Origin of the sequence: Streptomyces shenzhenensis, from assembly GCF_021462265.1 — a bacterium.
GTDB lineage: Bacteria > Actinomycetota > Actinomycetes > Streptomycetales > Streptomycetaceae > Streptomyces > Streptomyces shenzhenensis.
In genome coordinates this window covers 26,575-52,897 of sequence record NZ_JAJONF010000016.1, presented here as the reverse complement: position 1 = coordinate 52,897, position 26,323 = coordinate 26,575, and the positions used below count along the sequence as shown (strand labels likewise).

The 26,323-nt window shown below is 70.4% G+C and carries 18 protein-coding genes and 4 tRNA genes; 9 read left to right on the top strand and 13 right to left on the bottom strand.

Annotated features, from left to right (window positions below):
* Nucleotides 1-22 precede the first annotated feature (22 nt).
* Complete coding sequence (purM, locus tag LQ326_RS21365) at nt 23-1,120, top strand: phosphoribosylformylglycinamidine cyclo-ligase (RefSeq protein ID WP_234538883.1); 1,098 nt, start codon at nt 23-25, stop codon at nt 1,118-1,120.
* A gap of 147 nt (nt 1,121-1,267) precedes the next feature.
* Here the strand turns inward: purM and LQ326_RS21360 are convergent, their stop codons facing one another.
* Nucleotides 1,268-1,531 (bottom strand): DUF3073 domain-containing protein, encoded by a 264-nt coding sequence (locus tag LQ326_RS21360; RefSeq protein WP_046733692.1) that lies wholly within the window; start codon nt 1,529-1,531, stop codon nt 1,268-1,270.
* A gap of 300 nt (nt 1,532-1,831) precedes the next feature.
* Nucleotides 1,832-2,923, bottom strand: coding sequence for a Leu/Phe/Val dehydrogenase (locus LQ326_RS21355; protein WP_234538882.1), 1,092 nt, complete (start codon nt 2,921-2,923; stop codon nt 1,832-1,834).
* A gap of 261 nt (nt 2,924-3,184) precedes the next feature.
* Between LQ326_RS21355 and LQ326_RS21350 the strand changes: the two genes are divergently transcribed.
* The gene (locus LQ326_RS21350; RefSeq protein ID WP_234538881.1) at nt 3,185-4,027 is read left to right on the top strand and encodes a DUF8083 family protein; all 843 of its coding nucleotides are present in this window, start codon (nt 3,185-3,187) and stop codon (nt 4,025-4,027) included.
* 619 nt (nt 4,028-4,646) lie between these two features.
* Nucleotides 4,647-4,853 (top strand): developmental transcriptional regulator BldC, encoded by a 207-nt coding sequence (gene bldC / locus LQ326_RS21345; protein WP_003949541.1) that lies wholly within the window; start codon nt 4,647-4,649, stop codon nt 4,851-4,853.
* Between the two features lie 504 nt (nt 4,854-5,357).
* Here bldC and LQ326_RS21340 read toward each other — a convergent pair.
* From LQ326_RS21340 to LQ326_RS21320, 5 genes are all read right to left on the bottom strand, one after another.
* On the bottom strand, nt 5,358-5,549 hold the full coding sequence (locus tag LQ326_RS21340) for a DUF6274 family protein (RefSeq protein WP_234538880.1): 192 nt from the start codon (nt 5,547-5,549) through the stop codon (nt 5,358-5,360).
* A 579-nt stretch (nt 5,550-6,128) separates the two neighbouring features.
* Nucleotides 6,129-6,203: transfer RNA gene (locus LQ326_RS21335), tRNA-Asp, on the bottom strand.
* A gap of 93 nt (nt 6,204-6,296) precedes the next feature.
* Entirely contained in the window at nt 6,297-10,265 is a 3,969-nt protein-coding gene (gene hrpA, locus LQ326_RS21330) for an ATP-dependent RNA helicase HrpA (protein ID WP_234538879.1), read from the bottom strand.
* A 449-nt stretch (nt 10,266-10,714) separates the two neighbouring features.
* A complete protein-coding gene (locus LQ326_RS21325; RefSeq protein ID WP_234538878.1) occupies nt 10,715-11,011 on the bottom strand; it encodes a hypothetical protein in 297 nt (98 codons plus the stop codon).
* A gap of 68 nt (nt 11,012-11,079) precedes the next feature.
* Nucleotides 11,080-13,920 (bottom strand): PKD domain-containing protein, encoded by a 2,841-nt coding sequence (locus LQ326_RS21320; RefSeq protein ID WP_234538877.1) that lies wholly within the window; start codon nt 13,918-13,920, stop codon nt 11,080-11,082.
* Between the two features lie 174 nt (nt 13,921-14,094).
* Here LQ326_RS21320 and LQ326_RS21315 point away from each other — a divergent pair, with 174 nt between their 5' ends.
* On the top strand, nt 14,095-14,577 hold the full coding sequence (locus LQ326_RS21315; RefSeq protein WP_234538876.1) for a PH domain-containing protein: 483 nt from the start codon (nt 14,095-14,097) through the stop codon (nt 14,575-14,577).
* A 35-nt stretch (nt 14,578-14,612) separates the two neighbouring features.
* On the opposite strand, the gene LQ326_RS21310 is transcribed toward LQ326_RS21315, so the two are convergent.
* The 5 genes from LQ326_RS21310 to LQ326_RS21290 form a co-directional block, all read right to left on the bottom strand.
* Nucleotides 14,613-14,689: transfer RNA gene (locus LQ326_RS21310), tRNA-Phe, on the bottom strand.
* 24 nt (nt 14,690-14,713) lie between these two features.
* Nucleotides 14,714-14,788 (bottom strand) — tRNA-Asp (locus LQ326_RS21305).
* Between the two features lie 37 nt (nt 14,789-14,825).
* A tRNA-Glu gene (locus LQ326_RS21300) sits at nt 14,826-14,898 on the bottom strand.
* Between the two features lie 200 nt (nt 14,899-15,098).
* Nucleotides 15,099-16,640, bottom strand: a complete 1,542-nt coding sequence (locus LQ326_RS21295) for a metallophosphoesterase family protein (protein ID WP_372496909.1) — start codon at nt 16,638-16,640, stop codon at nt 15,099-15,101.
* Nucleotides 16,641-16,714: 74 nt separating this feature from the next.
* The gene (locus LQ326_RS21290; RefSeq protein ID WP_181805810.1) at nt 16,715-17,065 is read right to left on the bottom strand and encodes a metallopeptidase family protein; all 351 of its coding nucleotides are present in this window, start codon (nt 17,063-17,065) and stop codon (nt 16,715-16,717) included.
* Between the two features lie 262 nt (nt 17,066-17,327).
* Between LQ326_RS21290 and LQ326_RS21285 the strand changes: the two genes are divergently transcribed.
* Nucleotides 17,328-18,257 (top strand): TolB family protein, encoded by a 930-nt coding sequence (locus LQ326_RS21285; protein ID WP_234538874.1) that lies wholly within the window; start codon nt 17,328-17,330, stop codon nt 18,255-18,257.
* A 4-nt stretch (nt 18,258-18,261) separates the two neighbouring features.
* Here LQ326_RS21285 and LQ326_RS21280 read toward each other — a convergent pair whose 3' ends face one another.
* Nucleotides 18,262-18,849, bottom strand: a complete 588-nt coding sequence (locus tag LQ326_RS21280) for a hypothetical protein (protein ID WP_234538873.1) — start codon at nt 18,847-18,849, stop codon at nt 18,262-18,264.
* 134 nt (nt 18,850-18,983) lie between these two features.
* Between LQ326_RS21280 and LQ326_RS21275 the strand changes: the two genes are divergently transcribed.
* The 4 genes from LQ326_RS21275 to LQ326_RS21260 all read left to right on the top strand — a co-directional run bounded on the left by LQ326_RS21275 (nt 18,984) and on the right by LQ326_RS21260 (nt 26,314).
* The gene (locus tag LQ326_RS21275) at nt 18,984-19,502 is read left to right on the top strand and encodes a hypothetical protein (RefSeq protein WP_234538872.1); all 519 of its coding nucleotides are present in this window, start codon (nt 18,984-18,986) and stop codon (nt 19,500-19,502) included.
* Between the two features lie 648 nt (nt 19,503-20,150).
* Entirely contained in the window at nt 20,151-22,373 is a 2,223-nt protein-coding gene (locus tag LQ326_RS21270) for a DEAD/DEAH box helicase (protein WP_234538871.1), read from the top strand.
* 174 nt (nt 22,374-22,547) lie between these two features.
* Nucleotides 22,548-24,671 (top strand): FG-GAP repeat domain-containing protein, encoded by a 2,124-nt coding sequence (locus tag LQ326_RS21265; protein ID WP_234538870.1) that lies wholly within the window; start codon nt 22,548-22,550, stop codon nt 24,669-24,671.
* A 113-nt stretch (nt 24,672-24,784) separates the two neighbouring features.
* The gene (locus LQ326_RS21260) at nt 24,785-26,314 is read left to right on the top strand and encodes an amino acid permease (protein ID WP_234538869.1); all 1,530 of its coding nucleotides are present in this window, start codon (nt 24,785-24,787) and stop codon (nt 26,312-26,314) included.
* The last annotated feature ends 9 nt before the right edge of the window (nt 26,315-26,323 follow it).

The following is a 26,323-nucleotide window of genomic DNA, read 5'->3' as shown; positions in this document are numbered from 1 at the left end:
ATCAACCGAAAGATCCCAGGCAATGTCTGCTGTGTCCGATCAGTCGACTCCGTCGACGGGTAGTTCCTCCGGTGCCTCCTACGCGGCCGCCGGTGTCGACATCGAGGCGGGCGACCGCGCCGTCGAGCTGATGAAGGAGTGGGTGAAGAAGACGCAGCGCCCCGAGGTCCTCGGCGGCCTCGGCGGCTTCGCCGGTCTCTTCGACGCCTCCGCGCTCAAGAACTACGAGCGCCCGCTGCTGGCGTCCGCGACGGACGGCGTGGGCACGAAGGTCGACATCGCCCGGCAGCTGGGTGTGTACGACACCATCGGCCACGACCTGGTCGCCATGGTCATGGACGACATCGTGGTGTGCGGCGCCGAGCCGCTGTTCATGACCGACTACATCTGCGTCGGCAAGGTGCACCCCGAGCGGGTCGCCGCCATCGTCAAGGGCATCGCCGAGGGCTGTGTACTGGCCGGCTGCGCCCTGGTGGGCGGTGAGACGGCCGAGCACCCGGGTCTGCTCGGCGTGGACGACTTCGACGTGGCCGGCGCCGGTACGGGTGTGGTGGAGGCCGACCGGCTGCTCGGCGCGGATCGTATCCGTACGGGTGACGCGGTGATCGCCATGGCGTCCTCCGGGCTTCACTCGAACGGGTACTCCCTGGTCCGGCACGTGCTGCTGAACCAGGCGGGCCTCGCGCTCGACGCCCGGATCGAGGACTTGGGCCGCACCCTCGGCGAGGAACTTCTGGAGCCGACCAGGATCTACTCGCTGGACTGCCTGGCCCTGACGCGTACCGCGGAGGTCCACGCGTTCAGCCACATCACCGGCGGCGGACTCGCCGCGAACCTGGCCCGGGTGATCCCGGACCACCTGCACGCGACCGTCGACCGTGCCACCTGGACGCCCGGCCCGATCTTCGACCTGGTCGGCCGCACCGGCGACGTCGAGCGGCTCGAACTGGAGAAGACGCTCAACATGGGCGTCGGCATGATCGCGATCGTCCCGCAGGAATCGGTGGACGTGGCGCTGACCACACTGGCCGACCGCGGGGTCGAGGCATGGGTCGCCGGCGAGATCACCGAGCGCGGCGGCCACACCACCGGCGCGGAACTGGTGGGCGACCACGCATAGACCCAGCCCCTGAGAGCACCTGGGACTCCGCCTCCGGGGGAGTCCCAGGAAGGGGGTCCGGGGCGGAACCCAGGAGGCCAGCACAAAACCCGGTCCGGCATGAGAATCCCGGACCGGGCAAGTGAAGCGGCTCAGCAGCCGCTGAAGTCAAGCACCGCGACGATGCTGGGAGTGCGGACCGGACTGGTCGTCCTCGTCCTCGTCCTCATCGTCGTCGTTGTAGAGATCCGCGTACTGGGCGTACGGGTCGTCATCCTCGTCGTCGTCCTCGAACGGCTCGCCATTCGGCGGCTGACTCGAAGTCGATGCGCCCAGCTCGCTGGCCAGACGTGACAGGTCAGTCCCACCGCTGTTGTACTTCAGCTGGCGGGCGACCTTCGTCTGCTTGGCCTTGGCCCGGCCGCGCCCCATGGCTCGACCCCCTCGGTGATGGGGCTCGACGGCCCCAGAGTCTGACACGCGTTCATGATCCGGAACGGGCTCTCCTCGGAGAGACCGGTCCGTAGGGCTTCCACGGTACCTGAGCCCGCGCCCATACGGTACGTCGCCCGCACCACGCGCCTGACTCCATGACCCTCAAGGTGCCCCGTCCTCGCTGGTCAACCACGATTTTAACCACTTCCTGGCGGGCGACCCGCCGACGAACGTGAGAGTTCTCTCCAACTGTCCGCCGGCAGGTACCGGAAATCCGCCCGGAAACCCGGTCCTCGATCAGCGGCCGGCCGCCGTTGCCGCTTCGTGCATCCGCTGTTCGGCGATCCGGTCGGCCGCCGCGGCCGGGGGGATCCCGTCATCCTTCGCACGTGCGAATATGGCCAGCGTGGTGTCGAAGATCTTCGCCGCCTTCGCCTTGCACCGGTCGAAGTCGAACCCGTGCAGCTCGTCGGCGACCTGGATGACCCCGCCGGCGTTCACCACGTAGTCCGGCGCGTAGAGGATCCCGCGGTCCGCCAGGTCCTTCTCGACACCCGGGTGGGCGAGCTGGTTGTTGGCCGCGCCGCACACCACCTTGGCGGTCAGCACCGGCACGGATTCGTCGCTGAGGGCGCCGCCGAGCGCGCAGGGGGCGTAGATGTCGAGGCCCTCGACACGGATCAGGGCGTCGGTGTCGGCGGCCACCCGGACCTCGGGGTGGCGGTCGGAGATCCGGCCGACGGCCTCCCCGCGCACGTCCGTGACGACCACCCGGGCGCCCTCGTTCAGGAGGTGCTCGACCAGGTGGTGGCCGACCTTGCCGACGCCCGCGACGCCGACGCTGCGACCGCGTAGCGAGGGGTCGCCCCACAGGTGCTGGGCGCTGGCCCGCATGCCCTGGTAGACGCCGTACGCGGTGAGCACGGAGGAGTCGCCGGCGCCGCCGTTCTCGGGGGAGCGGCCGGTGGTCCAGCGGCACTCCCGGGCGACCACGTCCATGTCGGCGACGTACGTGCCGACGTCGCAGGCGGTGACGTACCGGCCGCCGAGCGAGGCCACGAACCGCCCGTAGGCGAGCAGCAGCTCCTCGGTCTTGTCCCGGTCCGGGTCTCCGATGATCACGGCCTTGCCGCCGCCGTGGTCGAGCCCGGCCATGGCGTTCTTGTACGACATCCCGCGCGCGAGGTTGAGGGCGTCGGCGACGGCCTCGGCCTCGTTGGCGTACGGGTAGAAGCGGGTGCCGCCGAGGGCGGGGCCCAGCGCGGTGGAGTGGATGGCGATGACGGCCTTGAGGCCGCTCGCGCGGTCCTGACAGAGCACGACCTGCTCGTGGCCGCCCTGGTCGGAGTGGAACAGGGTGTGCAGGACGCCGGTGGAAACGTCGGTCACTGTGGTGACTCCCGGTTGTGTCGCGTGTGTCGCGTGTGTGCGGCGGTGGAAGCGGGGGCTCCCGTAAGGGTGGCGGGGCCGTGGCATGAGCGTAGAGCCATTGCCCGCACACCGTCCGCGCAGTGTTCAGGATCACTCTCCCGTGCCGTGAGCGCACGTATGCGCGTGGGACGATTTGCTGTGGTTTCCGCGGCCGGGCCCGGCCGGCCCCGGCGTGGGCCGCGCTGGTTTCGAGCCCGGTCCGATGGGGAGGGAGCAGGCGTGCCCAAGGTGTCCTCGGTGGTCGTCCCCTACGCGACGTACCTGCGTGTGTACGAGCCGCTGGCCGCCTTCCCGGAACGGGAGCGCGACCACTGGGCGCGCTACGCCCGCCGTCCGGAGCGTCCCTCCTATCAGGACGAACTCCGCCGCTCCCTGGCCGACTTGGTGCCCACCCCGCCGATCCCGGTGCCGGTGCAGGAGAGTGCCGACGCCTTCGTCCTGGAGGTCGACGGCGTCGTCTGCGTCTGCCCGTGGCGGACCCGGCTGCGCGGCTGGCAGGCCCTGCAGGAGCTTCCCGAGGAGCTGCCGAAGCCGGTCGTGGACGCGATGCTGCCGCCGGTCGTGCGCCGGCAGGCCGCGATGGACTACGAGCGCTGGCTGGCCCGCAATCCCGACTGCCGGCCCTGGATCCGCACCGCGACCTGGCAGGTGCCGCTGAACTGGTTCGTGCTGGTCTCCGACGAGGAGCGCCGGTTCGAGAAGGGCTCCGGGGAGATCCCGCCGATGCTGCGCTACCGCACCCCGATGGTGCAGGCCCGGCGCCGGGTGGCGCGGGCGCTGCGCACGCTCAAGGACACCATGGAGGAAGGGCCCCTGATCGACGGCCTGCTGGACGTCGGGCGCTGGCTGGAGGAGTTCCACCCGCGCTCGCTGGTGGAGCTGGACTACGGCGGTCTCGTGCACACCGTGCCGGCCGGGGCCCTGGAGGACGACCATTCGGCGGCCGACGTGGCGGCCGGCATCGAGGCGCTGCGCCAGGGCGACGGGGCCGCGGCCGGGGAGGCGTACGGGCGGCTGGTGGAGCGGTGGCGGGCGGTACGGGACCTCCGTTCGGCGAACTGAGTGCCGGTCTGAGCGCGGATGCTTCCCGCTCCGTACTGGGTGACGGGGTGTTCGATGCTGTTTACAGCCGGATGACACCCGCGTGACGTGTGTGGTGTGAGTGATGTAGGTCACGGCCCAGAAGCCATGAAACAACGTACCTTGACGGCACTTCAGTGAACGCACAGGACGTTGGATCCCGATCCGGGCTTTTGCGGCAAGGGTGACGGACAGCACTTACACGGCTCTTGCGCCTCTTGCCACTCCTCGTGCCAAAATAGGACAAGGAGTCCGGGGAAGGCTCCATCCGTCCAAGTGTGGTGCACTGTGGGCGGATTCTCAGCATTACGTGCTTTGGGGGGTCTGGTGACTCCTGATCGTCCTGTGACTGATCGTCACAGAGGCGTGACTGTCCGCTATGGCATGGTCCATCGGCTTCCGCGGCTGATGCCTACCTGGGAGGGCAATTCCATCGGTTTGGCCGACGCGGCTGGACGGATGGTGTAGTTGTAGTGCCGAGGACAAGCCGTTCGTCCTATAACCGACTCGACTCGCGTCCGCCATTTCGGGCAACGCGGGTCAAGGTGCAGAATTTAGAGGAAAGAACCGAGAAGGTTCGGTTCTCCCGAGGAGGCCGCTCATGACCGCTCGCACCCCTGATGCCGAGCCGCTGCTGACCCCGGCTGAGGTCGCCACGATGTTCCGCGTCGACCCCAAGACGGTCACGCGGTGGGCGAAGGCCGGCAAGCTCACATCGATCCGCACGCTCGGCGGGCACCGCCGCTACCGCGAGGCTGAGGTGCGCGCCTTGCTGGCGGGCATCCCTCAGCAGCGCAGCGAAGCCTGACCAACTGAATAGCGGGCAAACCGACCGGTCCCCCACTGGTCGAGGCGCCCGAAACCCTAGCTCCAAGCGACGCGGGACCTGCCCCAACAGGACCCACGCCCAGGCCGACAAGAACTTTTCAGGCAAGCGACACAGGGTGCGTCGTAGATCGCGCTGGACTCCGCCGGGTCCAGCGCGATCTTTTTTGTGTGTCCATGGGGTCTTGGGCGCCCCTGACCGGCGCCGCTGTGAGCAGCCTTGTCGGAGTCTGGGGACCGCTGTCGGATCCGCTGTGCGGGCACCGGAGCCCAGTCCGGGGCGAGGTCCACAGGGTGGTGCAATTGCACATATTAAATTGACCAGTTGTAGGAAGGGGGTAAGTGCTGCCCTTTCGGAAACTCATGCGGTGACACCCGTCACATACCGCATGGGTTGTTTGTACTCCGCAGGGTGCGCTAGAGGAGTCCCGCGAGGAACCGGCCCCACAGCAAAGGCCGTTGACCCGGCTGCCCTTGCCGGCGTCGGTCACACCCCCACGGAGCCTTCGTCCTCCACGGCGTCCTCGGGGGTCTCCGGGGGGCACGGGGCGGAGTCCATGGCCAGCCGCAGCAGGCGGTGGCAGACCGGACAGTGCCGGGTCAGATGCCGGTACGACGAGGCGGCCGCCAGGTGGGCCCTCAGCAATGCCCGCGTTTCGTGCCGTACCGAAGCCGCCATACGCCACCTCCCGCAGGAAGCCGAGAAAACCGAGCCCTCCCTTCTGGGTAACCACTGAATGTGACCCCGTCAAGAGCCCCGACCCGCCGACCGCGTGAACCGGCCCCTGTCGGCTCGCTCTGTCCGGCTCGGCCTGTCGGTTCACCCGCCTGGCTCGCCCTGCCGCCCTCGCGTGCGGCCTGTACGCCTGTTCGGCCCGCCTGTTGGGCTGTGAGTCCGGCCCGCCCGGCCGCCCGCTGGTCCGGCGGCCCGCTGATCCGGCGGCCTACGGCTGCTTCTTCCTCCGCCGCGCACGCTTCGCGCCGCGCACGCTTCGCGCCGCGGCGGCTCACTGCGCCCGGCATCGTTCGCGTCTCGGCTGCCGCTTGGCTCTTCGTTCGCCGCCTTGCTCCGCCGCGACGGTGCCCAACCCCCTGGCTGCGGCCGGTTCGGGCGCCGCCGGTCTCCGCCGTCGTGGCGGGGAAGAACGCGCTGCCGGGACTCACTGCCTCCGGCCCCGCTCCTGCCTCGGCAGCCTGCCGGGCGGGGGCATGCGAAAGGCCCGCTTCCCCTGCTGGGGATACGGGCCTCGGCTTTGTGCGGTCCTGACGGGATTTGAACCCGCGGCCTCCACCTTGACAGGGTGGCGAGCACTCCAAACTGCTCCACAGGACCAGGTTTCGCGGCACTTCCTCTGCGCTGTGCCGCGAGAAGGACTGTACAGGAGGGGGAGGGGGCTGGTCGAACTCACCCAGCGTGCCCGGTCGGTTACTGGACCGCCGCGTCGATTGCCTTCACGATCCGCTTGTCGGAGATCGGGTAGGCCGTGCCCAGCGCGTGCGCGAAGTAGCTGACCCTGAGCTCCTCCAGCATCCAGCGGATGTCCAGGACCTGCTGCGGCACCGGCCGGCCCTTCGGGAGCTGCTCCAGGAGCCAGGCGTACTCGTCCTGCATCTCGTGGACCTTCTCCATGCGGGTGGTGTCCCGCTGGACGTTCGTCGGCATCTGCTGGAGGCGACGGTCCGCCGCCACCAGGTAGCGCATCAGGTCGGGGAGCCGGCGTATACCGGCCCACGTCACGAAGCCCGGCTTCACGAGGGCGTCCAGCTGCTTGCGGACGTCCGTCAGGTTGGCCAGCAGCGCGGGGCTCCGGACGCCCTTCAGACGGCGCTCACAGGCCTGCCAGGCCGCGAGGACCTGCTGCACCTGGGCGACCGTACGGACCGTCGTGTCGACGATCTCGGAGCGGACCTTGTCGAACAGCTTCCGGTACGACTCCTCGTCCCACGCCGGCCCGCCGAAGTCCGCGATCAGCTTGTCGGCCGCGGCCATCGCGCAGTCGTCGAACAGGGCCTGGATCGTGCCGTGGGGGTTCGCCGACAGCGCGAGCTTCTGGGCGTTCGTCAGCTTCTCCGACGCGAACTTGGCCGGGTTCACCGGGATGTTGCGGAGGATGAGCCGGCGCGTGCCCTTCCACATGGCCGCGGTCTGCTCCTCCTCGGTGTCGAAGAGACGGACCGAGACCGTGTCGCCGTCGTCGACCAGGGCCGGGTACGCCTTGACCGGCTGGCCCGCCCGGCGCGTCTCGAAGACGCGGGTGAGGGTTCCGATCGTCCAGTCGGTCAGCCCCGCGCGCTCCAGGGACTCGCCGCCCTGGCGCTCCGCGGTGGCCGCGGCGGCCTGGGAGAGGGCCTGGCGCGCCTTCGGCTTCAGCCGCAGCTTCAGCGCCTCCAGATCCTTGTCCTCGGCCAGCTTGCGGCGCCGTTCGTCGACGATCCGGAAGGTGATCTTCAGGTGGTCCGGGACCTTCGCCCAGTCGAAGTCCTCGGCCTCGAAGGGCACCCCGACCATCCGCTTGAGCTCACGCGCCATGGTGGTGGTGAGCGGCTCCTGCAGGGGGACCGCGGAGTCCAGGAAGCGCTTCGCGAAGTTCGGCGCCGGCACGTAGTTGCGGCGGATCGGCTTCGGGAGGGTGCGGATCAACTCCGTGACCACCTCTTCCCGCAGGCCCGGGATCTGCCAGTCGAAGCCCTCGTCCTTGACCTGGTTGAGGACCTGCAGCGGGATGTGGACGGTCACACCGTCGGCGTCCGCCCCCGGTTCGAACTGGTAGGTCACCTGGAACTTCAGCTGTCCCTGCCGCCAGGAATCCGGGTAGTCGGTCTTGGTGACCGCCTCCGCCGACTCCCGGATCAGCATCTCCCGTTCGAAGTCCAGGAACTCCGGCTGCTCGTGCCGCTTCCGCTTCCACCAGGAGTCGAAGTGCGCGCCGGACACGACGTGCTCGGGCACCCGCTGGTCGTAGAAGTCGAAGAGCGTGTCGTCGTCGACGACGATGTCCCGGCGCCGGGCGCGGTGTTCGAGTTCCTCGACCTCGCTCAGCAGCTTGCGGTTGTCGGCGAAGAACTTGTGGTGGGTGCGCCAGTCGCCCTCCACCAGTGCGTTGCGAATGAAAAGCTCGCGGCTGGTCTCCGGGTCGATCCGGCCGTAGTTCACCTTCCGGTCGGCGACGATCGGCAGGCCGTACAGCGTGACCTTCTCGAACGCCATCACCGCCGCCTGGTCCTTCTCCCAGTGCGGTTCGCTGTACGTCCGCTTGAGGAGGTGCCCGGCGAGCGGCTCGACCCACTCCGGCTCGATCTTCGCGTTGACCCGGGCCCAGAGCCGTGAGGTCTCCACCAGCTCCGCCGACATCACGAACCGGGGAGGCTTCCTGAACAGCGCGGAACCCGGGAAGAGCGCGAACTTGGCGTTCCGCGCCCCCAGGTACTCGTTCTTCGCCGTGGTCTTCCCGTTCTCCCCTGCGGCGTTCTTCACGTCCTTCATGCCGATGTGGGACAGGAGGCCGGCGAGCAGGGAGACGTGCACGCGGTCGCCGGGGGCGTCCTCCTCGTTGAGGTGGATGTCCATCTGCTTGGCGACCGTACGCAGCTGCAGGTAGATGTCCTGCCACTCACGGATGCGCAGGAAGTTCAGGAACTCCTGCTTGCACATGCGCCGGAAGGACGACGAGCCGCGCTCGCGCTGCTGCTCCCTGACGTACTTCCACAGGTTGAGGAAGGCGAGGAAGTCGCTGGTCTCGTCGCGGAAACGGGCGTGCTGCTGGTCGGCCTGGGTCTGCTTCTCGGCCGGGCGTTCGCGGGGGTCCTGGATGGAGAGCGCGGCGGCGATGACCATGACCTCGCGGACACAGCCGTTCTTGTCGGCCTCCAGCACCATGCGGGCGAGCCGCGGGTCGACGGGCAGCTGGGCCAGCTTGCGGCCGGTCTCGGTGAGCCGCCTGCGCGGGTCCTTCTCGGCCGGGTCGATCGCGCCCAGCTCCTGGAGCAGCTGCACACCGTCCCGGATGTTGCGGTGGTCCGGCGGGTCGATGAACGGGAACTTCTCGATGTCCCCGAGGCCGGCCGCGGTCATCTGCAGGATGACACTCGCCAGGTTGGTACGGAGGATCTCCGCGTCCGTGAACTCGGGCCGGGAGACGAAGTCGTCCTCGCTGTACAGCCGGATGCAGATGCCGTCGGACGTACGGCCGCAGCGGCCCTTGCGCTGGTTCGCGCTGGCCTGGCTGATCGCCTCGATGGGCAGCCGCTGCACCTTGGTGCGGTGGCTGTAGCGGGAGATACGGGCGAAGCCGGGGTCGATGACGTACTTGATGCCCGGGACGGTGAGGGAGGTCTCGGCGACGTTGGTCGCCAGCACGATCCGGCGACCGGTGTGCGGCTGGAAGACCCGGTGCTGCTCGGCGTGCGAGAGCCGGGCGTAGAGGGGGAGGACCTCGGTGAACCGGTAGTTCTTCTTGGTGAGCGCGTCGGCGGTGTCCCGGATCTCCCGCTCTCCCGAGAGGAAGACGAGGATGTCGCCCCGCCCTTCGCCCTGGAGCTCCTCCACCGCGTCGCAGATGGCGGTGATCTGGTCCCGGTCGGCGTCCTCGGTGTCCTCTTCGAGGAGCGGCCGGTAACGCACCTCGACCGGGTAGGTCCGGCCGCTCACCTCGATGACCGGGGCGTCGCCGAAGTGCCGGGAGAACCGCTCGGGGTCGATGGTCGCGGAGGTGATGACGACCTTGAGGTCGGGCCGGCGCGGCAGCAGCTGCGCCAGATAGCCGAGCAGGAAGTCGATGTTGAGGGACCGTTCGTGGGCCTCGTCGATGATGATCGTGTCGTAGGCGCGCAGCTCGCGGTCGGTCTGGATCTCGGCGAGCAGGATGCCGTCCGTCATCAGCTTGATGAAGGTGGCGTCGGGGTTCACCTGGTCGGTGAAGCGGACCTTCCAGCCGACGGACTCCCCGAGCGGCGTCCGCAGTTCCTCCGCCACCCGCTCGGCGACGGTCCGGGCGGCGATCCGGCGCGGCTGGGTGTGCCCGATCATGCCGCGCACCCCCCGCCCGAGCTCCAGGCAGATCTTCGGGATCTGGGTGGTCTTCCCGGAGCCGGTCTCACCGGCGACGATCACGACCTGGTGGTCGCGTATCGCCTCCGCGATCTGGTCCTTCTTCTGGCTGACCGGCAGCTGCTCGGGGTACGACACGGCGGGTACGACGGCGCGGCGGCCGGCCATCCGTTCCTCGGCCCTGGCCACCTCGGCCTCGATCTCGGCGAGGACGGCGGCCCGGGCTTCCGGCTTACGGATCTTGCGCGCGCCTTCCAGCCTGCGCCCGAGCCGGTGCGCGTCGCGCAGTGAGAGCTCGGTCAGGCGAGGGGCGAGGGGGCCGAGGGCGGGGGCGGGGTGCGTAGACATACGCGGTCCAGGATCTCACCTCGGGGAAATTCATGGCGAACGCTTTTGCCTCCGGCGGTTCGGCCAGGGGGCTATGGGGGTGCGGGCGGTGGTGGAGCGCCCCGTCAGGGGCGCTGGGGGTACCCCCGGCCGAAGGCTGGGGGAGGAACTGCGCGACCAGCCACGATGGCGCCGCACCCGGCCGACGCAGTGGTTCGGGTGCGGGCGGAGTCGGGGGGAAGGGGTGCCGGTCGTGCCCACGCGGCGGCGGCCGCACGTCGAATACGGTCCCGCGCCCATGAAGAGACGCTTCCCAGCCTTGCCCCCGGAGGAGTCCTGGAGGTGCCGAAAGGCGGGCGCGGGCCGGCGCGGGCGGCGCCCTCCCGGCAGGGCCGCCCCGGAGGTGCCCAGAGGCGGCCGCGGGCCGGCGCCGGCGGCGTCCCCTGGCAGCGCCGGTGAGCCGAAAGCCTCTACGGGGTTCGCTGGGCGGGAGCGGCGGGGGTTTGGGCGGGTGGGGTGGCGGAGGAGGCCGCGGCCATGGACTTCGCCGTGTTGGACACGGCCTTGATCCCCAGGTAGGCCGTGGTCATGCTGCTGACCGCCGTGAAGGCGGCGGTCAGGACGCCGATGATCACGGACTCGTTGCCGTTGAGCCGCCAGACACCGAAGACCGCGACCGCGGCGATCGCGAGGTTGCTGACGACGACGGCGAGAAGGCCGTATCGCGCACGTTCCTTCTCCAGCTGCATGTCCTGATCCCGGCTCATCTTCCCCACCCTGATGACGTGTTGACCCGCCAGAACCTAGCGGCGGCGGGTCACGCCGCCAAGGAGATTCAGGACGCGGCGGGGAAGACGTCGTAGTCGCCCACCAGGTCGGCGTACACGTTCACCGGGACGGTGGCGGCGTTGTAGAGGTCGACCTCGCCGTCGGTGCCGACCCTGACCAGCGCGCGGCCGGCCGCGGTGTGCCCCTTGGTGAAGCTCAGCGAGTAGACGCCGGGGCGGGCGGTGCCGTCGGCGTAGGCGACGAGGTAGCCGCTGCCGGACGGGGAGGGCACGGTCAGGTTCAGGTCGGCGGCGGTGACCCCGGTCGCGGGGACGCCGTGGGCGCCGGTGACCTTGAGCTTGAGGGTGGCGCGGGCGGCGATCCTGACGGTCTTGCGGGCCGGGGTGGCGGGCAGGAACTCCGAGCCGTTCGCGGTGGTGCCGTACCAGCCGACGAGGTCCGCGACGAGGTTCGCCGACGCCTTGCTCTCGTTGCGCAGGACGACCTTGCCGTCGTACACGGGGATCACGACCTGGGTGGTGGCGGTCTGGCCGGTGAGCCAGTGGGGGCCGCTCACGATCGAGTCGTTGGTGCTGTGCGTGGCGACGGTGAGGTCGCCGGCCGCCTTGGTGGTGGTGGCCGTGACGTCGAGGACCACGGCGTCCGCGGCCGCCGGGACGCCGTGGGTGCCGCCGACGGACAGGGTGACCGAGTGACCGCCGGCGACCGGGCTGTGCACGCCGCCGGTGCCGGTGCGGGTGTCGAGCAGGCGGGCCGGAGCGGCCGGGTGGTACGTGTCGGCGTACTGGGCGTGGGACTGGAGGCCGACCGTGGCGACGTTGACCGTCACCGCGCCGGAGCTGCCGTTGTAGAGGTCGACCGAACCGGTCGGGGTGACCTGCACCGTCGTCTCGGCGGTGACCGTCCGGCCCGGCTCGAAGGCGGTGTCGGCGGTGCCTGGGCGGGTGGTGCCGTGGGGATAGAGGGTGAGCGCGCCGCTCGCCTTCGCGTTGCTGGTGACGAGCTGGAGCTGCACCGCGTCGACGCCGTTCGAATCGGCCCGCAGCGTGGCCGCCGAGAGCCTCAGGACGCCGTGCGCGGCGACCGTCTTCTCGGTGTCGTACTGCGGGGTCATGGCGACGAAGGCGTCGGCGGCGTGGAAGACGGCGGTGGCGGTGGTGGTCCGGCCGAGCAGGTCGGTCTGGGTCAGGGTGGCGGTGTAGGTGCCGGGGGCCGGGTACTGGTGGGTGGGCTGCTGGGCGCCGGCGGCCAGGTTGTCCTGTGTGCCGTCGCCGTAGGTCAGGGTTCGGTACCCGACCTCCCACGAGTCGGCCGGTGCCGGCACGGTGAACCGCGCGAGCCCGGGGTCGACCTGCCCGCTCGCGGTGTCCGGGGCGACGGACAGGGCGGTGCCGGGCGGGGTGGCCGTACCTGCCGCCACCCCGGCGTACGACTTCTCGGCGCTCGTTCCGTCCGGTTCGGTGAAGGTGAGGCGCGTCGTGTACAGCCCCGGCGTGGTGTAGGTGTGTGCGGCCGGGGTGCCGGGGGTGCCGGTGGCCGGGTCGCTGCCGTCGCCGAAGTCGATCGAGTAGGTGAGCGGCGCGCCCCAGGAGCTGGTGGCGTCCGTCTTCATGGAGATGCCGAGCGGCGCGAGCCCCTTCGGGGGCGTCGGAACGTCCCCGGCGGCGATGGTGAGGGTGTCCTGCCGTTCCAGGGCGCCGCGGTCGGGGTGGCCGGTGCCGTCGCCGGTGTTGTCGACCAGCAGGTCGTCGACGCGTGGTCGCCCCTGGGCGTCGGTGGCGAGTTCGCCGGGCGCGGTGGCGTCGGCCGAGTCGATCAGGGGGGAGTGCTCGGACGGCGTCGTCGGGTACCCGTTGATCCCGTCGATGTCGTGCGTGCCCTGGCCGGTCGCGTCCCGGAACGCCCCGCTGGTGGCGTAGGAGGTGCCGGCCCAGGAGTACTCGGTGCGGGCGGGGGCGGAAGTGGACGCCGAGTGCGCCGCCACGTTGTAGTCGGCGGTGACCTGGCCCGTGGAGTCGGCCGACACCGCGTAGAGCGGAGCGGTCGGCGCCGCGCAGGCGCTGGTCTGCATCGAGCCGTTGGTGATGGCCACGTTGTTCTCCACCACCCCGGAGCTCCCGCCGTCGAGCGAGACTCCGGCGGCACAGGGCGCGAAGACCGTGTTGCTGGTCACGTCGGTGTCGGCCGCCCCCGACACGGCGATGCCGGCCTGCTGCTGGCTGAGGATCATGTTGGTCGTCACGGTGACCCTGGCCGCTCCCGGCGCCACCCGCACGCCGTACGCGGTGCTGGGGTTGATCGTGTTCCGTGACACGGTCACGTCGGAGGAAGTGCCGTCCACGCCGATCGCCGTCCCGGTGACGGGGACCGTCGGGGCGGCGTTGTCGACCGTCAGCTGGTCAAGGGTCACGTGGTCGGACCCGGTCACCGCCACCACGTCCGAGTGGTGCTCGTCGGTGAAGGTCAGCGCCTCGACCCGCACGTCGTGCACGCCCTTCAGCGTCAGCGCCGGTGCGGAGGCGGGAGTGGCGAGCACCGTCTTCAGACGGCTCGAGGGGAGGGGCGCTCCGCTGAACGTGATCGGCTTGTCGCTGGTCCCCGACCGGGTGAGGGCCACCGCTTCCGGGTGCGGAGACAGGGAGTAGTCCCCCAGGATCCGGACCGTGTCCCCCGGCTCGACCACGTCCGCGGCGGCCTGCACGGTGCAGAAGGGCCGGCTCTCCGTCCCCGTACCGCTGTCATTGCATACCGGGCTGTAGGCCTCCACGTACAGCGTCCTGTCCGGCCCGGGATCGGCCGCGGCCCGTCCGGTCCCCCAGCCGCTCATCACCCCCGCCATGACGATCACGGCGAGGGACAGGCCGACGGCGGGACGGGATCTGTGCATGAGGTCTCCACGGAGCGTTCGCGGGTGTGGTCACAGGAACGCCGGAGGAGATGATTCAGCTCAGCGTTGTCATGCAGTCGTCATGGTCGCAGCCCGACTTCAAAGGAACGCCATACTCCGCCCTCATCTTGATCAAAACGGAGTCCGTCGGCGGACCGCTGCCAGACTGCACGGATGGGCGAGACGGTCTTTCGGTACACGCGCAGGCAGCGCTTGGTGATGTGGGCGTTCGCGTTGGGGATGGCGGGGTGGGCCGGGGCGGTGTGTGTGCGTGCGGCCAGATACCTGGCCGACGGTCAGACCGGCTCCGCCGTGGGCCTCTGGCTCATGTTCGGGCTGATACCGACCGTGCTGTTCGTGCCACTGGCGGGGATGCCGACGGGCTGGACACGCATCGACGCGGAGGGCCTGCGCACTCGCGGGATGACCGGACGCCGGCGCGTGGGCTGGCGGGACATCGAGAGCATCCACGCGCTCGCGGGCCGTGGGCGCAACGGGTCCATCACTCAGATCGGAGTCACCCGGACCGATGGCAGGTCGTTCCTGCTGCCCATCCCCTTCACATCGGGGACGATCGCCGAGGACCCCGACTTCTACGAAAAGCTGGAGCTGATGCAACGGGAGTGGAAGAAGTGCGGGGGGCCGGGCGCGGAATGAGAACAGCCCCTCCGGAATCCCGGAGGGGCTGTCTGTGGTGGCTGGGGCCGGGGTCGAACCGGCGACCTATCGCTTTTCAGGCGATCGCTCGTACCAACTGAGCTACCCAGCCACGAGGTTTCACGTGAAACCTCAGCGGTCCTGACGGGATTTGAACCCGCGGCCTCCACCTTGACAGGGTGGCGAGCACTCCAAACTGCTCCACAGGACCAAGCTGTGTGTGCAACAGTGTTGCACACGATCTTGCGTGCCCCCAACGGGATTCGAACCCGTGCTACCGCCTTGAAAGGGCGGCGTCCTGGGCCGCTAGACGATGAGGGCGTACTACCAGGTGCTGCTCTGCTTCGTCTTCGCGTCCAGGGGACGTGAGAAGCATGTGACTCCGCTTCCCCTGAGAGGTTCCGCTTCTCCTTCACCGCTTGTCGAGGTTCGGGACGGTCAAGCCCTGACCGGCGCCCTTGGGCACGACGTGACTGTACTACGACGTCGGGATCTGGGCCAAACCGAATAGCTGCGGGGGCTCAGGGCTGCTCTTTTGCCGGAAGGTGGCGGCTGACCTCGGCCGTCGTCTCGCCGAGACCGCCCAGTTTGATCTCGTCCCAGGCCTGGAGCCGGTGGCTGTCCCGGTCGAAGTAGAGGATCGAGGCCTCGATCGGGTCCGGGTACTTGCCCTCGACGGCCCTGAGTCCGCTGCCGCCCGTGGAGCCCTCCACGCGGAGCCGGGTGCCGTGCGGGAGGAGCTCCGTCTGCTCGTGGTGGAGGTGGCCCGCCAGGGTCAGGGGCACCTCGCCGTCCGTCATCCGGGCCGCCGACGGCTCGTGGACGATCGCGACGTCCACCGGGGTGCCGGCGGCCCGCTGCTCCCGCAGGGCCGTGGCGAGGCGGTCCCCGGCCAGTTCCTCGGCCTCGTCGCCGCCGGGGACCGTCGAGCGGTCGGGTGTGAACTGGGGGTCGCCGATCCCGGCGAAGCGCAGCCCGCCGATCGTCTCGGCGCGGCCGTCGTCCAGGACGTGCACGTTCTTCATGCGGGAGAGGTAGCGCTGAGTGGTGCGGGAGTCATGGTTGCCCCGCACCCAGACGTAGGGCGCGCCCAGGTCGGCGACGGGGTCCAGGAAGCCGTTCTCGGCCGCCGTGCCGTGGTCCATGGTGTCGCCGGAGTCGACGATCACGTTCACCTTGTACTGCTCCACCAGCGAGGCGATGATCTTCCAGCTCGCCGGGTTCAGATGGATGTCGGACACGTGCAGGACACGGAGGGTCGCCGGGTCCGGGGAGTAGGCGGGGAGCGTGGAGGTGACGTCGTACAGCTTCGTCACGTTCGTCACCAGGCGGGCCAGTTCCTTCTGGTAGACGTCGAACTCGGTGACGATGCCGCGGGCGTTGCCGACCAGGGCCGGGGCGGAGGAGAGCAGCCCGGAGAACCTCGGTTCCAGGACCGACTCGGGGTTCCAGGTGGCGTACGCGGTCGCGCCGCAGGAGGCGAGCAGGGTCAGGGCGAGGCCGCCGGCGGCCAGGGCGCGGCGGGGGCGGCGGTAGACCGCGAGGCCCAGGGTGGTGGCGCCGGCGACGACGGCCACGCAGGAGCGTACGGCCAGGTCGAGGGTGTCGTGCTCGACGTCGTGGGTGACCTCGGTCTGGAGTCCGGAGAGGCGCTCGGGGTGGTCGACCAGGGCCTGGGAGCGGACCGGGTCGAGCTGGTCCACGTTGACGTCGAGGCGGACGGGACCGGTGTGGGTGTCCAGGTAGAGGGCGCCCAGGGGGGAGACGTTGATCTTCGTGCCGCCGGTGAGGGACGGGCGCAGCGTCATCGTCGTGTCCATCGGGCCGACCTGGGTACGGACGTTCCCGACGATCAGCAGGCCGAGCCAGGCACCGGTGAGGACGACGGCGGCCAGGCCGAGGACGCGGCTCCAGGCGGGCGGCCGGTGTGCGTCGGGGACGAGTTCCAGGACTGGCAGGCGGCTGCGGGGCCGGGTTTGGCTGCGGGTTCGGGTTCGGGTTTGGTTGTGGGCTTGGGCTTGGGCTTGGGGTTGGCTTCGGGCTCGGGTGCGGACGCGGGCCATTGGTGCCGTATGCCCAGGATTGCGGGCTCGCATGCGGTGGTTGGCGGCGCGCGACGAGCCGGGGCGGGCAGGGGTCAGCCCCAGCCCAGTTCGTGGAGCCGGGCGTCCCCGATGCCGAAGTGGTGGGCGACCTCGTGGACGACGGTCACAGCGACCTCGTGGACCACGTCGTCCGGCGTCTCGCAGTAACGCAGGATCGGCCCCATGTAGACGGTGATGCGGTCGGGAAGGACCCCGGCGTACCACTCCCCGCGCTCGGTGAGCGGTGTCCCCTCGTACAGCCCGAGCAGCTCCGGGTCGTCGGCCGACGGCTCGTCCTCCACGAACACGGCCACGTTGTCCATGACCCGCGTCAGCTCCGGCGGGATCCGGTCCAGGGCCTCACTCACCAGCTCTTCGAACCTGTCGCGTGTCATCTCCAGCACAGGGCCATTGTCGGGGACGAACGCGGCCGTGTGCCCTATTGCACACCTGTGACAGCGCACGCACAGCCCCGTCACCCCTCGAAGGAAGACTTCAGTCATCGCGAGAGGGCGGCACGGGCCGAAAGGACCGGGCCGGGGCGGCTCCGGGGACGGCAGTCGACTCCCGCGATGACCACTGACCACTGAGCACCGACCACTCGGGTCAGTGCGGTTCAGTACCGACCACTTCTCTTGTCGCGTATTTCATCCTGGGGGGAACCCGATGTCCGCACGTTACCGTCGTCGTACCGCAGCAGCCGCAGTCACCGGTGTCGCCGCGCTGCTGGCCGTGGCCGGCGTGTCCGTCACCGCGACGGCCGCTCCCGCCACCGCGGCGGTGAGCGTGCCCCGGGGGCTGACCATCAGCGACGGCACCCGTCACGTTCTCGTCGGCGGCAAGTCGATCGACTTCGGTACCGTCGTCCGCGACCTGGCCTGGAACCCGAGCGGCAGCAAGGCCGCCTTCGTGGACGGTCACGGCAACCTCGTCGTCTCGAACCCCGACGGCAGCCACCGCGTCACCGTCGCCGCCAACCCGGGCAACCAGACCTGGTCCCACCCGACCTGGCAGGTCGCCGCGGCCGACCGGGCGAACGGCATCCCCGCGAAGAACAACATCATCTTCGCCGCCAAGATCCACGGCAGCACCGTGCTGGAGCGCGTCAAGGCCACCAGCGACCACGGCAAGCCGGCCAAGATCAGCCTGTACAGCGACGACCCGGAGTCGGGCGCGCTCCCGCAGACGAACAACGCCTGGCCGAACGCCGGCGGGGCCTACGGCACGGCCGTCTACGAGAACACCCACACCGGCGAGGTCTACATCCGGGACGACTACCTGCGTCAGCAGGGCGGTGCGCTGGCCAAGGGATCGGAGCCCGCGCTCGCCCCGGACGAGGAGGAGGTCGTCTTCGTCCGCTCGGTCGGCGGCCACGACCACCTCTTCGTCGACGACCTGACCGCCGGCACCAACGCCGTCAAGGACATCACCCCGCACGCCACCACCGACTACACCGAGCCCACCTGGTCGCCCAACGGCAAGACCATCGCCTTCCGGACCCCGAACGGCACCTACACGGTCACCAGGACCGCCCATGGGTTCGGCAGCCCGGTGAAGGTCTCCGCGCACAAGGGGCTGCCCGCCTACCGCGGGTGACGGCCTACCCTCGCTGCCCGCCGCCCGGCCGGCCGTCGGAGCGGGCGAGTTCGGCCCGCAGCTCCGCCAGGTGCTCGTCGGCCGTGTCGTGCGGCAGGAACTCGACCACGTCCAGAAAACGGAACAGGACCTGGGAGCTGGTGACGGCGAACTCGTAGTCGGCGAATCCCACCACTGCACCCAGCTTTCCCCGCACAGCACCCCGGACGACATGCGCGGTCATGTCGTCCGGGGTTTCCGCGCTTGTGCCCCGCCTGGCGTTGGGGCGGGCCAGATACGGGCAGACCATCGAGGCGTAGAGCATGCAGGCGCGGTGCCCGGGAGCCTCCAGGGTCGGTGCCAGGTTCCGGTACGGCCGCCCGGCGCTCAGCGCGTCACGGATCGCGGAACTCTCCGCGGCGCCTACCACCCGCCACACCGGGCCCTTGGGCATCAGGGTGTTGCAGACGGAACAGAGCCTGTTCCGGGCGCACGCCGCGCTGCGTTCGTAGTCGGTGAGCGCGAACTGGGGGGTGTCGTCCTCCCACGGGGTGATCGCGGGGACCGGGTAGCCGCGGCCGTCACGAGGCCTGGCCCCGACGCTCGCCGGCATGGGAACGGAGTCGAATCGCACACCCCATGGTGAGCCATACACCCGTGCCCCCGCGACAGCTGGGGGCGTGTCCTCTTGTGGGCGGCGGGAGTTGGGCAGGTTGACTTCTTTCTCCGCCCCCGGAGGTGGCCGCCGTGCGCCCCTTGAACGTACCCGTCCGTCTGGCCGTCACGGTGATGGCGGTCGCGGCCGCCGCCGGCTGTGTGAACGTGGGTGACGACGCGGGGAAGGCCAAGCCGTCGCACTCGGCGGGGCACCGGGACGGTGATGGGGCCGGCGGCGGCTCCGGGGTGTCCGGCGGGGGCGCGGGGTACGGCGGCGCGGTGGCGGACGGGAAGCGCGGGCACGGGGGGAAGGCGAAGCCGGGCGAGTCGGCGTCGGCGTCCGCGGAACCGACGAAGGGGGCGAGCGCGGCCCCGGGCGGGCCGGCGAAGCCGGGCAAGAGCGCGGCGCCGGGGGCGCCGGCCGGGCCGACCGGGGCCCCGACGAGCCCCGCGCCGCCGCCGGACTCGCCCACCCCGCCGCCGTCTTCGCCCACCCCGCCGCCCCCGGCGACCGACCCGCCGTCGGCCGAGCCGTCCTCGTCGGCCCACGAGGGCACGGGCACCCAGCTGGTCCAACGGGAACCGGCCCCGCAGGCGGGGCCGGCGTAGGGAGCGCGCGGCCGTCCGGGCACCGCCGGGAGACACCGCGGGGGCTGAGCGCCGCGACGACGGGAAGGCTTCTCGGACCACGAGCGAGCCCCAGGCGGCGCGCGAAGCCCGGGTGACGGGCGAACCTCGGGCGGCGGAGCCACCCGGTGGCGGCGGGCGCCGGCGGGTGCCGCTGGGCGACGCGTGGCGGTGGGTCGGGTTCCGGGTGGGGCGAGTTTCGGGTGGGCGGACCGAGGCCGGGTGGCGGTGCCGCCGGGGCGGCGGCGGGTGTGCGCGGGGCGTGGGTGAGTCCCGGGTGGGGGAGAAGGTGTTTTCGGGGGTGGAAGAAGATGGCGGGCTCGGGTGTTGGGGGGACTGTAGGGCTGCGCGTCCGGTCTGTGCGAGCTGTGTGGCGGCGGATTGGCGTGAGTGTCGTTGGGGCTGGGGCAAACCTGCTGTGAGCTGCGTCGCTGGCTCTCGGTTTGCCTTCCGGGGTGTTGGGTGCGTATGGTGGTAGATCGTTTGATCCCATTTGCCCGGCGCCACCGCAGAGCGCGCCGTGTGGCGCGTACTCTCCCTTGCCGTGGCGGACCGCATTGAGGCGGTCGTGAGCGAATCACGGAGTTGACGGGCGCGTGCCGAAGAGACTCCGGAAGGTTTCGCATTCGCATGTCCGTGTCCAGTAATGATCAGATCGTCGTGCCCGAGAACATCCAGGACGACGAACTGGTGACCCAGGTCTCCGAAGAGACCGCTGACACCACCGACACCACCCCCCAGACCACCTTCGCCGACCTCGGCCTCCCCGAGGGCGTCGTGCGCAAGCTCGCGCAGAACGGCGTGACGACCCCCTTCCCGATCCAGGTCGCGACCATCCCGGACGCCCTGCTCGGCAAGGACATCCTCGGCCGGGGCCGCACCGGCTCCGGCAAGACCCTCTCCTTCGGTCTGCCCACCCTGGCCACCCTGGCCGGCGGTCACACCGAGAAGAAGCGGCCGCGTGCCGTCATCCTCACCCCCACCCGCGAGCTGGCGATGCAGGTCGCCGACGCGCTCCAGCCCTACGGCGACGTCCTCGGCCTGAAGATGAAGGTCGTCTGCGGCGGTACGTCCATGGGCAACCAGATCTACGCCCTGGAGCGCGGCGTCGACATCCTCGTCGCCACCCCGGGCCGCCTGCGCGACGTCATCAACCGCGGCGCCTGCTCCCTCGAGGACGTGCAGATCGCCGTTCTCGACGAGGCCGACCAGATGTCCGACCTGGGCTTCCTGCCCGAGGTCACCGAGCTGCTCGACCAGGTCCCGGCCGGCGGCCAGCGCATGCTCTTCTCCGCCACGATGGAGAACGAGGTCCAGACCCTCGTCGAGCGCTACCTGAACAACCCCGTCTCCCACGAGGTGGACGCGGCCCAGGGCGCGGTCACGACCATGTCGCACCACATCCTCATCGTGAAGCCCAAGGACAAGGCGCCGGTCACCGCCGCGATCGCCTCCCGCAAGGGCCGCACGATCATCTTCGTCCGCACCCAGCTGGGCGCCGACCGCGTCGCCGAGCAGCTGCGCGACGCCGGGGTGAAGGCCGACGCGCTGCACGGCGGCATGACCCAGGGCGCCCGCACCCGGACCCTGGCCGACTTCAAGGACGGGTACGTCAACGTCCTGGTCGCCACCGACGTCGCCGCCCGCGGCATCCACGTCGACGGCATCGACCTGGTGCTGAACGTCGACCCGGCCGGCGACCACAAGGACTACCTGCACCGGGCCGGCCGTACCGCTCGCGCGGGCCGCACCGGCACGGTCGTCTCCCTCTCCCTGCCGCACCAGCGGCGCCAGATCTTCCGGCTGATGGAGGACGCGGGCGTCGACGCCGGCCGTCACATCATCAACTCCGGAACGGCCTTCGACCCCGAGGTCGCGGACATCACCGGCGCCCGTTCCATGACCGAGGTGCAGGCCGAGTCCGCGGGCAACGCGGCGCAGCAGGCCGAGCGTGACGTCGCCCAGCTCACCAAGCAGCTGGAGCGGGCGCAGCGCCGGGCCGCCGAACTGCGCGAGGAGGCCGACCGCCTGGTCGCCCGGGTCGCCCGCGAGCGCGGCGAGGACCCGGAGACGGCGGTGGCCGAGGCGCAGGCCCAGGCCCAGGTGGACGCGGCGGTCGCGGTGGTCGAGGAGACCGCCGTGGCGGCGGAGCCGGCGGCTCCGGTGGCGCGGGAGACCGAGCGCCGGGACAGCAGGGAGCGCGGCTTCGAGAAGCGCTCCTTCGACCGGGACCGGGACCGCGGCGATCGCCCGTTCAACCGCGACCGTGATCGCGACCGTGGCTTCGAGCGTCGTGACGACCGTGGCGGCCGTCCCTTCGAGCGCCGGGAAAACCGCGAGCGCGGTTTCGAGCGCCGTGACGACCGTCGCCCCTTCGACCGTGACCGTGACGACCGCGGCGGCCGTTCCTTCGACCGTGACCGCGACCGCACCGACCGTCCGTTCAACCGCGACCGTCGCGACGACCGCCGTGACGACCGCCGTGACGACCGCGGTGGCTTCCGCCGTGACGAGCGCCGGGACGACCGTGGCGGACGTCCCTTCGAGCGCCGCGACGAGCGCCGTCCGTTCGACCGTGACCGTGACGACCGCGGCGGCCGTTCCTTCGAGCGCCGTGACGACCGTGGTGGCTTCCGCCGCGACGACCGTCCGTCCGGCCACCGTGGCAGCGACCGCCCCTTCAACCGCGACCGCCGCGACGACCGCCCGGGCTTCCGCAGCGGCGGCCACAGCGGCCACGAGCGTCCGTACGGCCGTCGTGACGACCACCGCGGTTCCTCGTCCTCCGGTTCCTCGTCCTCCGGCTCCTTCGGCCGCCGTGACGACAAGCCGCGCTGGAAGCGCAACGGCTGACACCGAGTGAGCTGACGAAGGGCCCGTACGACTTGTTCGTACGGGCCCTTTCGCGTCCCCGTTCCCGGCCGGACCGGACCCCGCCAACCGCCCTGTGTTCACAGTCAATTCACTATTGATGTCTGTGTGCCGGTTGTTAGCATCCTTTGACTTTTTGACTTCCTGGGGGGTTCCTTGAGCCGGCATGCCCGGATCGCACTCACTCTCGTCGGCCTGGCCGCCCTCGGCGCCGGTTCGCTGACCACCGCGGGCACCGCCGCCGCGGACACCACCCCGACGCCGATCACGACGAACGGCGTCTACGGCATCGACTACGCGGGCGGCTTCCTGGCCACCGTGGAGAACGCGCCGAACTATGACCAGTGGGTGATCGGCCGGCAGATCTCGGCCGACGGTTCCACGGTGCTGGAGAAGACGACCCGGGGATTCGCCGGCACGGACGCGGTCGGCAGCCATCTCCAACGGGTGCCGTGCGACGAGGGCGCACGGGGCTGTGTGCCGATGCGTACCTTCGGCAACACCTACGTCGGCGACTTCATGGACGACGGCACCGGCAAGCAGACGGCCCAGATCTACCTGACCGAGGATTCGATGGACGGCGGGCCCGATCCGGTCGTCACCGGCGGCCGTTTCGTCGACGCCACCGGCCGCTTCTACGTCTACCAGGCGTCCTCCACCGGCAAGCAGTACGTCGACGCGGTGCCCGCGTACCAGACCCAGAACGTCCGGCTGACCCGGTCCATCACCGCCGCCTCCGTGTGGGGTTCGACCTTGTGGACGCCGGGCACCGGCAGCGGCGTCGTCACCGGATACGACCTGAAGACGAAGAAGACGGTCGCGACCGTCTCCACCGGCGCGCCCTGCACGGTCAAGGAGCTCCAGGTCATCGGCCGCTGGATCTACTGGAACTGCGGTCCGACGGGGGCCGCGGGCGTGTACGACCGCACGGCGAAGAAGAACACCAAGGTGCCCTCCGGCCCGGCGCTCGTCGGCGACGGCTACCTCGTCCAGCACGACCGGACCGCGGGCAAGCTCATGCTGACGGACTTCCACGCCGGGACCGCGGCCGCGGCGCGCGCGATCGCCGACCTGCCCGCCGGACAAACCGCGGACCAGCGGCGGCTGACCTGGTCCGTGGACAAGTTCGGCGGCGACATCGCGTACGTCGGCCCGGACGACGTGATCCGGATCGTGCCGAGCGGGGTGCCGACGCAGCCCCTGGCGGGGATCGAGTCGGAGGTGGCCGACTGGGACGAGGACGCCAGGGAAGGCGCCACCGGCAACACCGTCTGGGGCAGCGTCTGGCAGCTCAGCAAGCCGGCGAACTGGACCTTCACCGTGAAGGACACGCACGGGCACGCCGACGCCACCATCAAGGGCAGCGGCACGGCGGTCAACATCGGCTGGGACGGGACGAACGACAAGGGCGGCTACCCGCTCAACGGTCCGAAGACCTGGACGCTGACCGCCACCGCCGTCGAGGGCTCGGGCACGTACACGACGAGCGGGAAGTTCGGCTACACCGGCGGCACGCAGGGCTTCCACGACCAGGGCGGGTACAGCTACGGCGACCTGGCCACCCTCAGCTCCTCCGGCGGGCTCACGCTGCACTACACCACCGGTGACGGCAGGCTCAGCGGCAAGTGGGCGGCCTCCGGCTGGCCGGCGGGCACGGCCGCCGTGCCCTTCGGGGACATGACAGGCGACCGGTGCGCCGAGATGCTGGTGCGGATGCCGAACGGGGAGCTGCGCCGGTACACCGGCAAGTGCGGGGGCTCGTACAAGCCGTCCGACAAGCACGTCTCCCTCGGCACCGGCTGGAACGCGTACAACGTCCTCACCGCCCCTGGCGACCTCACCGGCGACGGCCGTACCGACCTGCTGGCCCGCAAGGCCTCCACCGGGGACGTCTACCTGTTCGCCGACAACGGCGCCGGCAAGCTCAAGGCCGGGGTCAAGATCCGTACCTGGTCGGCGTACACGAAGATCGTCGGTGCCGGTGACCTGAACGGCGACGGCTTCGGGGACGTGCTGGCGGTCGACAAGGCCGGCACGTTGTGGCGCTACGACGGCACCGGCGCGGGCCAGGTCAAGGAGCGCGTGAAGGTCGCCGCGCACTGGAACGCCTCGTACAACGCGGTCGTGGGCGTCGGCGACATCACCGGGGACGGCAAGAACGACCTGGTGATGCGGGACACCGCGGGCAACCTGTACCGGCAGACGGGCACCGGGAAGGGGGCGTTCGCGGCGCGCGTGAAGATCGCGACGGGCTGGCAGGGCTACAAGGCGCTCTTCTGAGGCCTGTTCAGGCTCGTGTTCGGGCTTCTGCCGCCTGTTTCATGGCCGTTCCAGACTATTTTCGGCCATGCTGTGACGCATGTCACGCCCCCGGGGAGGGAATCGCTGGGGGCATGACAGATGACGCGACAGCCAAGTCGCCCTCGGGCGCCCTCTCCGACGAGGAACGGCTGGCACAGCTCGGCTACACCCAGGTCCTGGCCCGCCGTATGTCGGCCTTCTCGAACTACGCGGTCTCCTTCACGATCATCTCGGTCCTCTCCGGCTGCCTCACCCTCTACCTCTTCGGCATGATCACCGGCGGCCCGGCCGTGATCACCTGGGGCTGGGTGGCCGTAGGCCTGATGACCCTCTTCGTCGGTCTCTCCATGGCCGAGATCTGTTCCGCCTATCCCACCTCTGCCGGCCTCTACTTCTGGGCCCACCGGCTGGCCCCGCCGCGCAGCGCGGCCGCCTGGGCGTGGTTCACGGGCTGGTTCAACGTGCTCGGCCAGGTGGCGGTGACGGCGGGCATCGACTTCGGGGCCGCGTCCTTCCTGGGCGCCTACCTGAACCTCCAGTTCGGCTTCACCGTCACCCCCGGCCGTACGATCCTGCTCTTCGCGGGGATTCTCGTGCTGCACGGCCTCCTCAACACCTTCGGCGTCCGCATCGTCGCCATCCTGAACAGCGTCAGCGTGTGGTGGCACGTGATCGGCGTCCTGGTGATCGTCGGCGCGCTGACCTTCGTCCCCGACCACCACCAGTCGGCGTCCTTCGTCTTCACCAGGTTCGTCAACGAGACGGGCTGGAGCAGCGGCCCGTATGTCGTCCTCCTCGGCCTCCTGATGGCCCAGTACACCTTCACCGGGTACGACGCCTCGGCGCACATGACCGAGGAGACCCACGACGCGTCGACCGCGGGCCCGAAGGGCATCGTCCGCTCGATCTGGACGTCCTGGATAGCCGGCTTCGTCCTCCTCCTGGGTTTCACCTTCGCCATCCAGTCGTACGGCAAGGAGCTGGCGTCCCCGACCGGCGCGCCCCCCGCTCAGATCCTCCTGGACGCGCTCGGCGCCACCACCGGCAAGCTCCTCCTGCTCGTCGTGATCGGTGCCCAGCTCTTCTGCGGGATGGCGTCGGTGACCGCCAACAGCCGCATGATCTACGCCTTCTCCCGCGACGGCGCGCTGCCTTTCTCCCGCGTCTGGCACACGGTCAGCCCCCGCACCCGCACCCCCGTGGCGGCGGTGTGGCTGGCGGCCCTCGCCGCCCTCGCCCTCGGCCTCCCGTACCTGATCAATTACACGGCCTACGCCGCCGTGACGTCGATCGCGGTGATCGGCCTGTACGTGGCGTACGTGATCCCGACGCTGCTGCGGGTGCGCAAGGGCGACGCGTTCGAGCGGGGCCCCTGGCACCTGGGCCGCTGGTCGCTGGTCGTCGGCGTGGTCTCGGTGACGTGGGTCGTGATCATCACGGTCCTCTTCATGCTCCCGCAGGTCTCCCCGGTCACCTGGGAGTCCTTCAACTACGCCCCGGTCGCCGTCCTCGCGGTCCTCGGCTTCGCCGCGATCTGGTGGCAGGCCTCGGCCCGCCACTGGTTCCTCAACCCGGACCGGACGGCACGCTCCGAGGACACCGCCAAACTCGTCGACCTCTGACCGACCGCG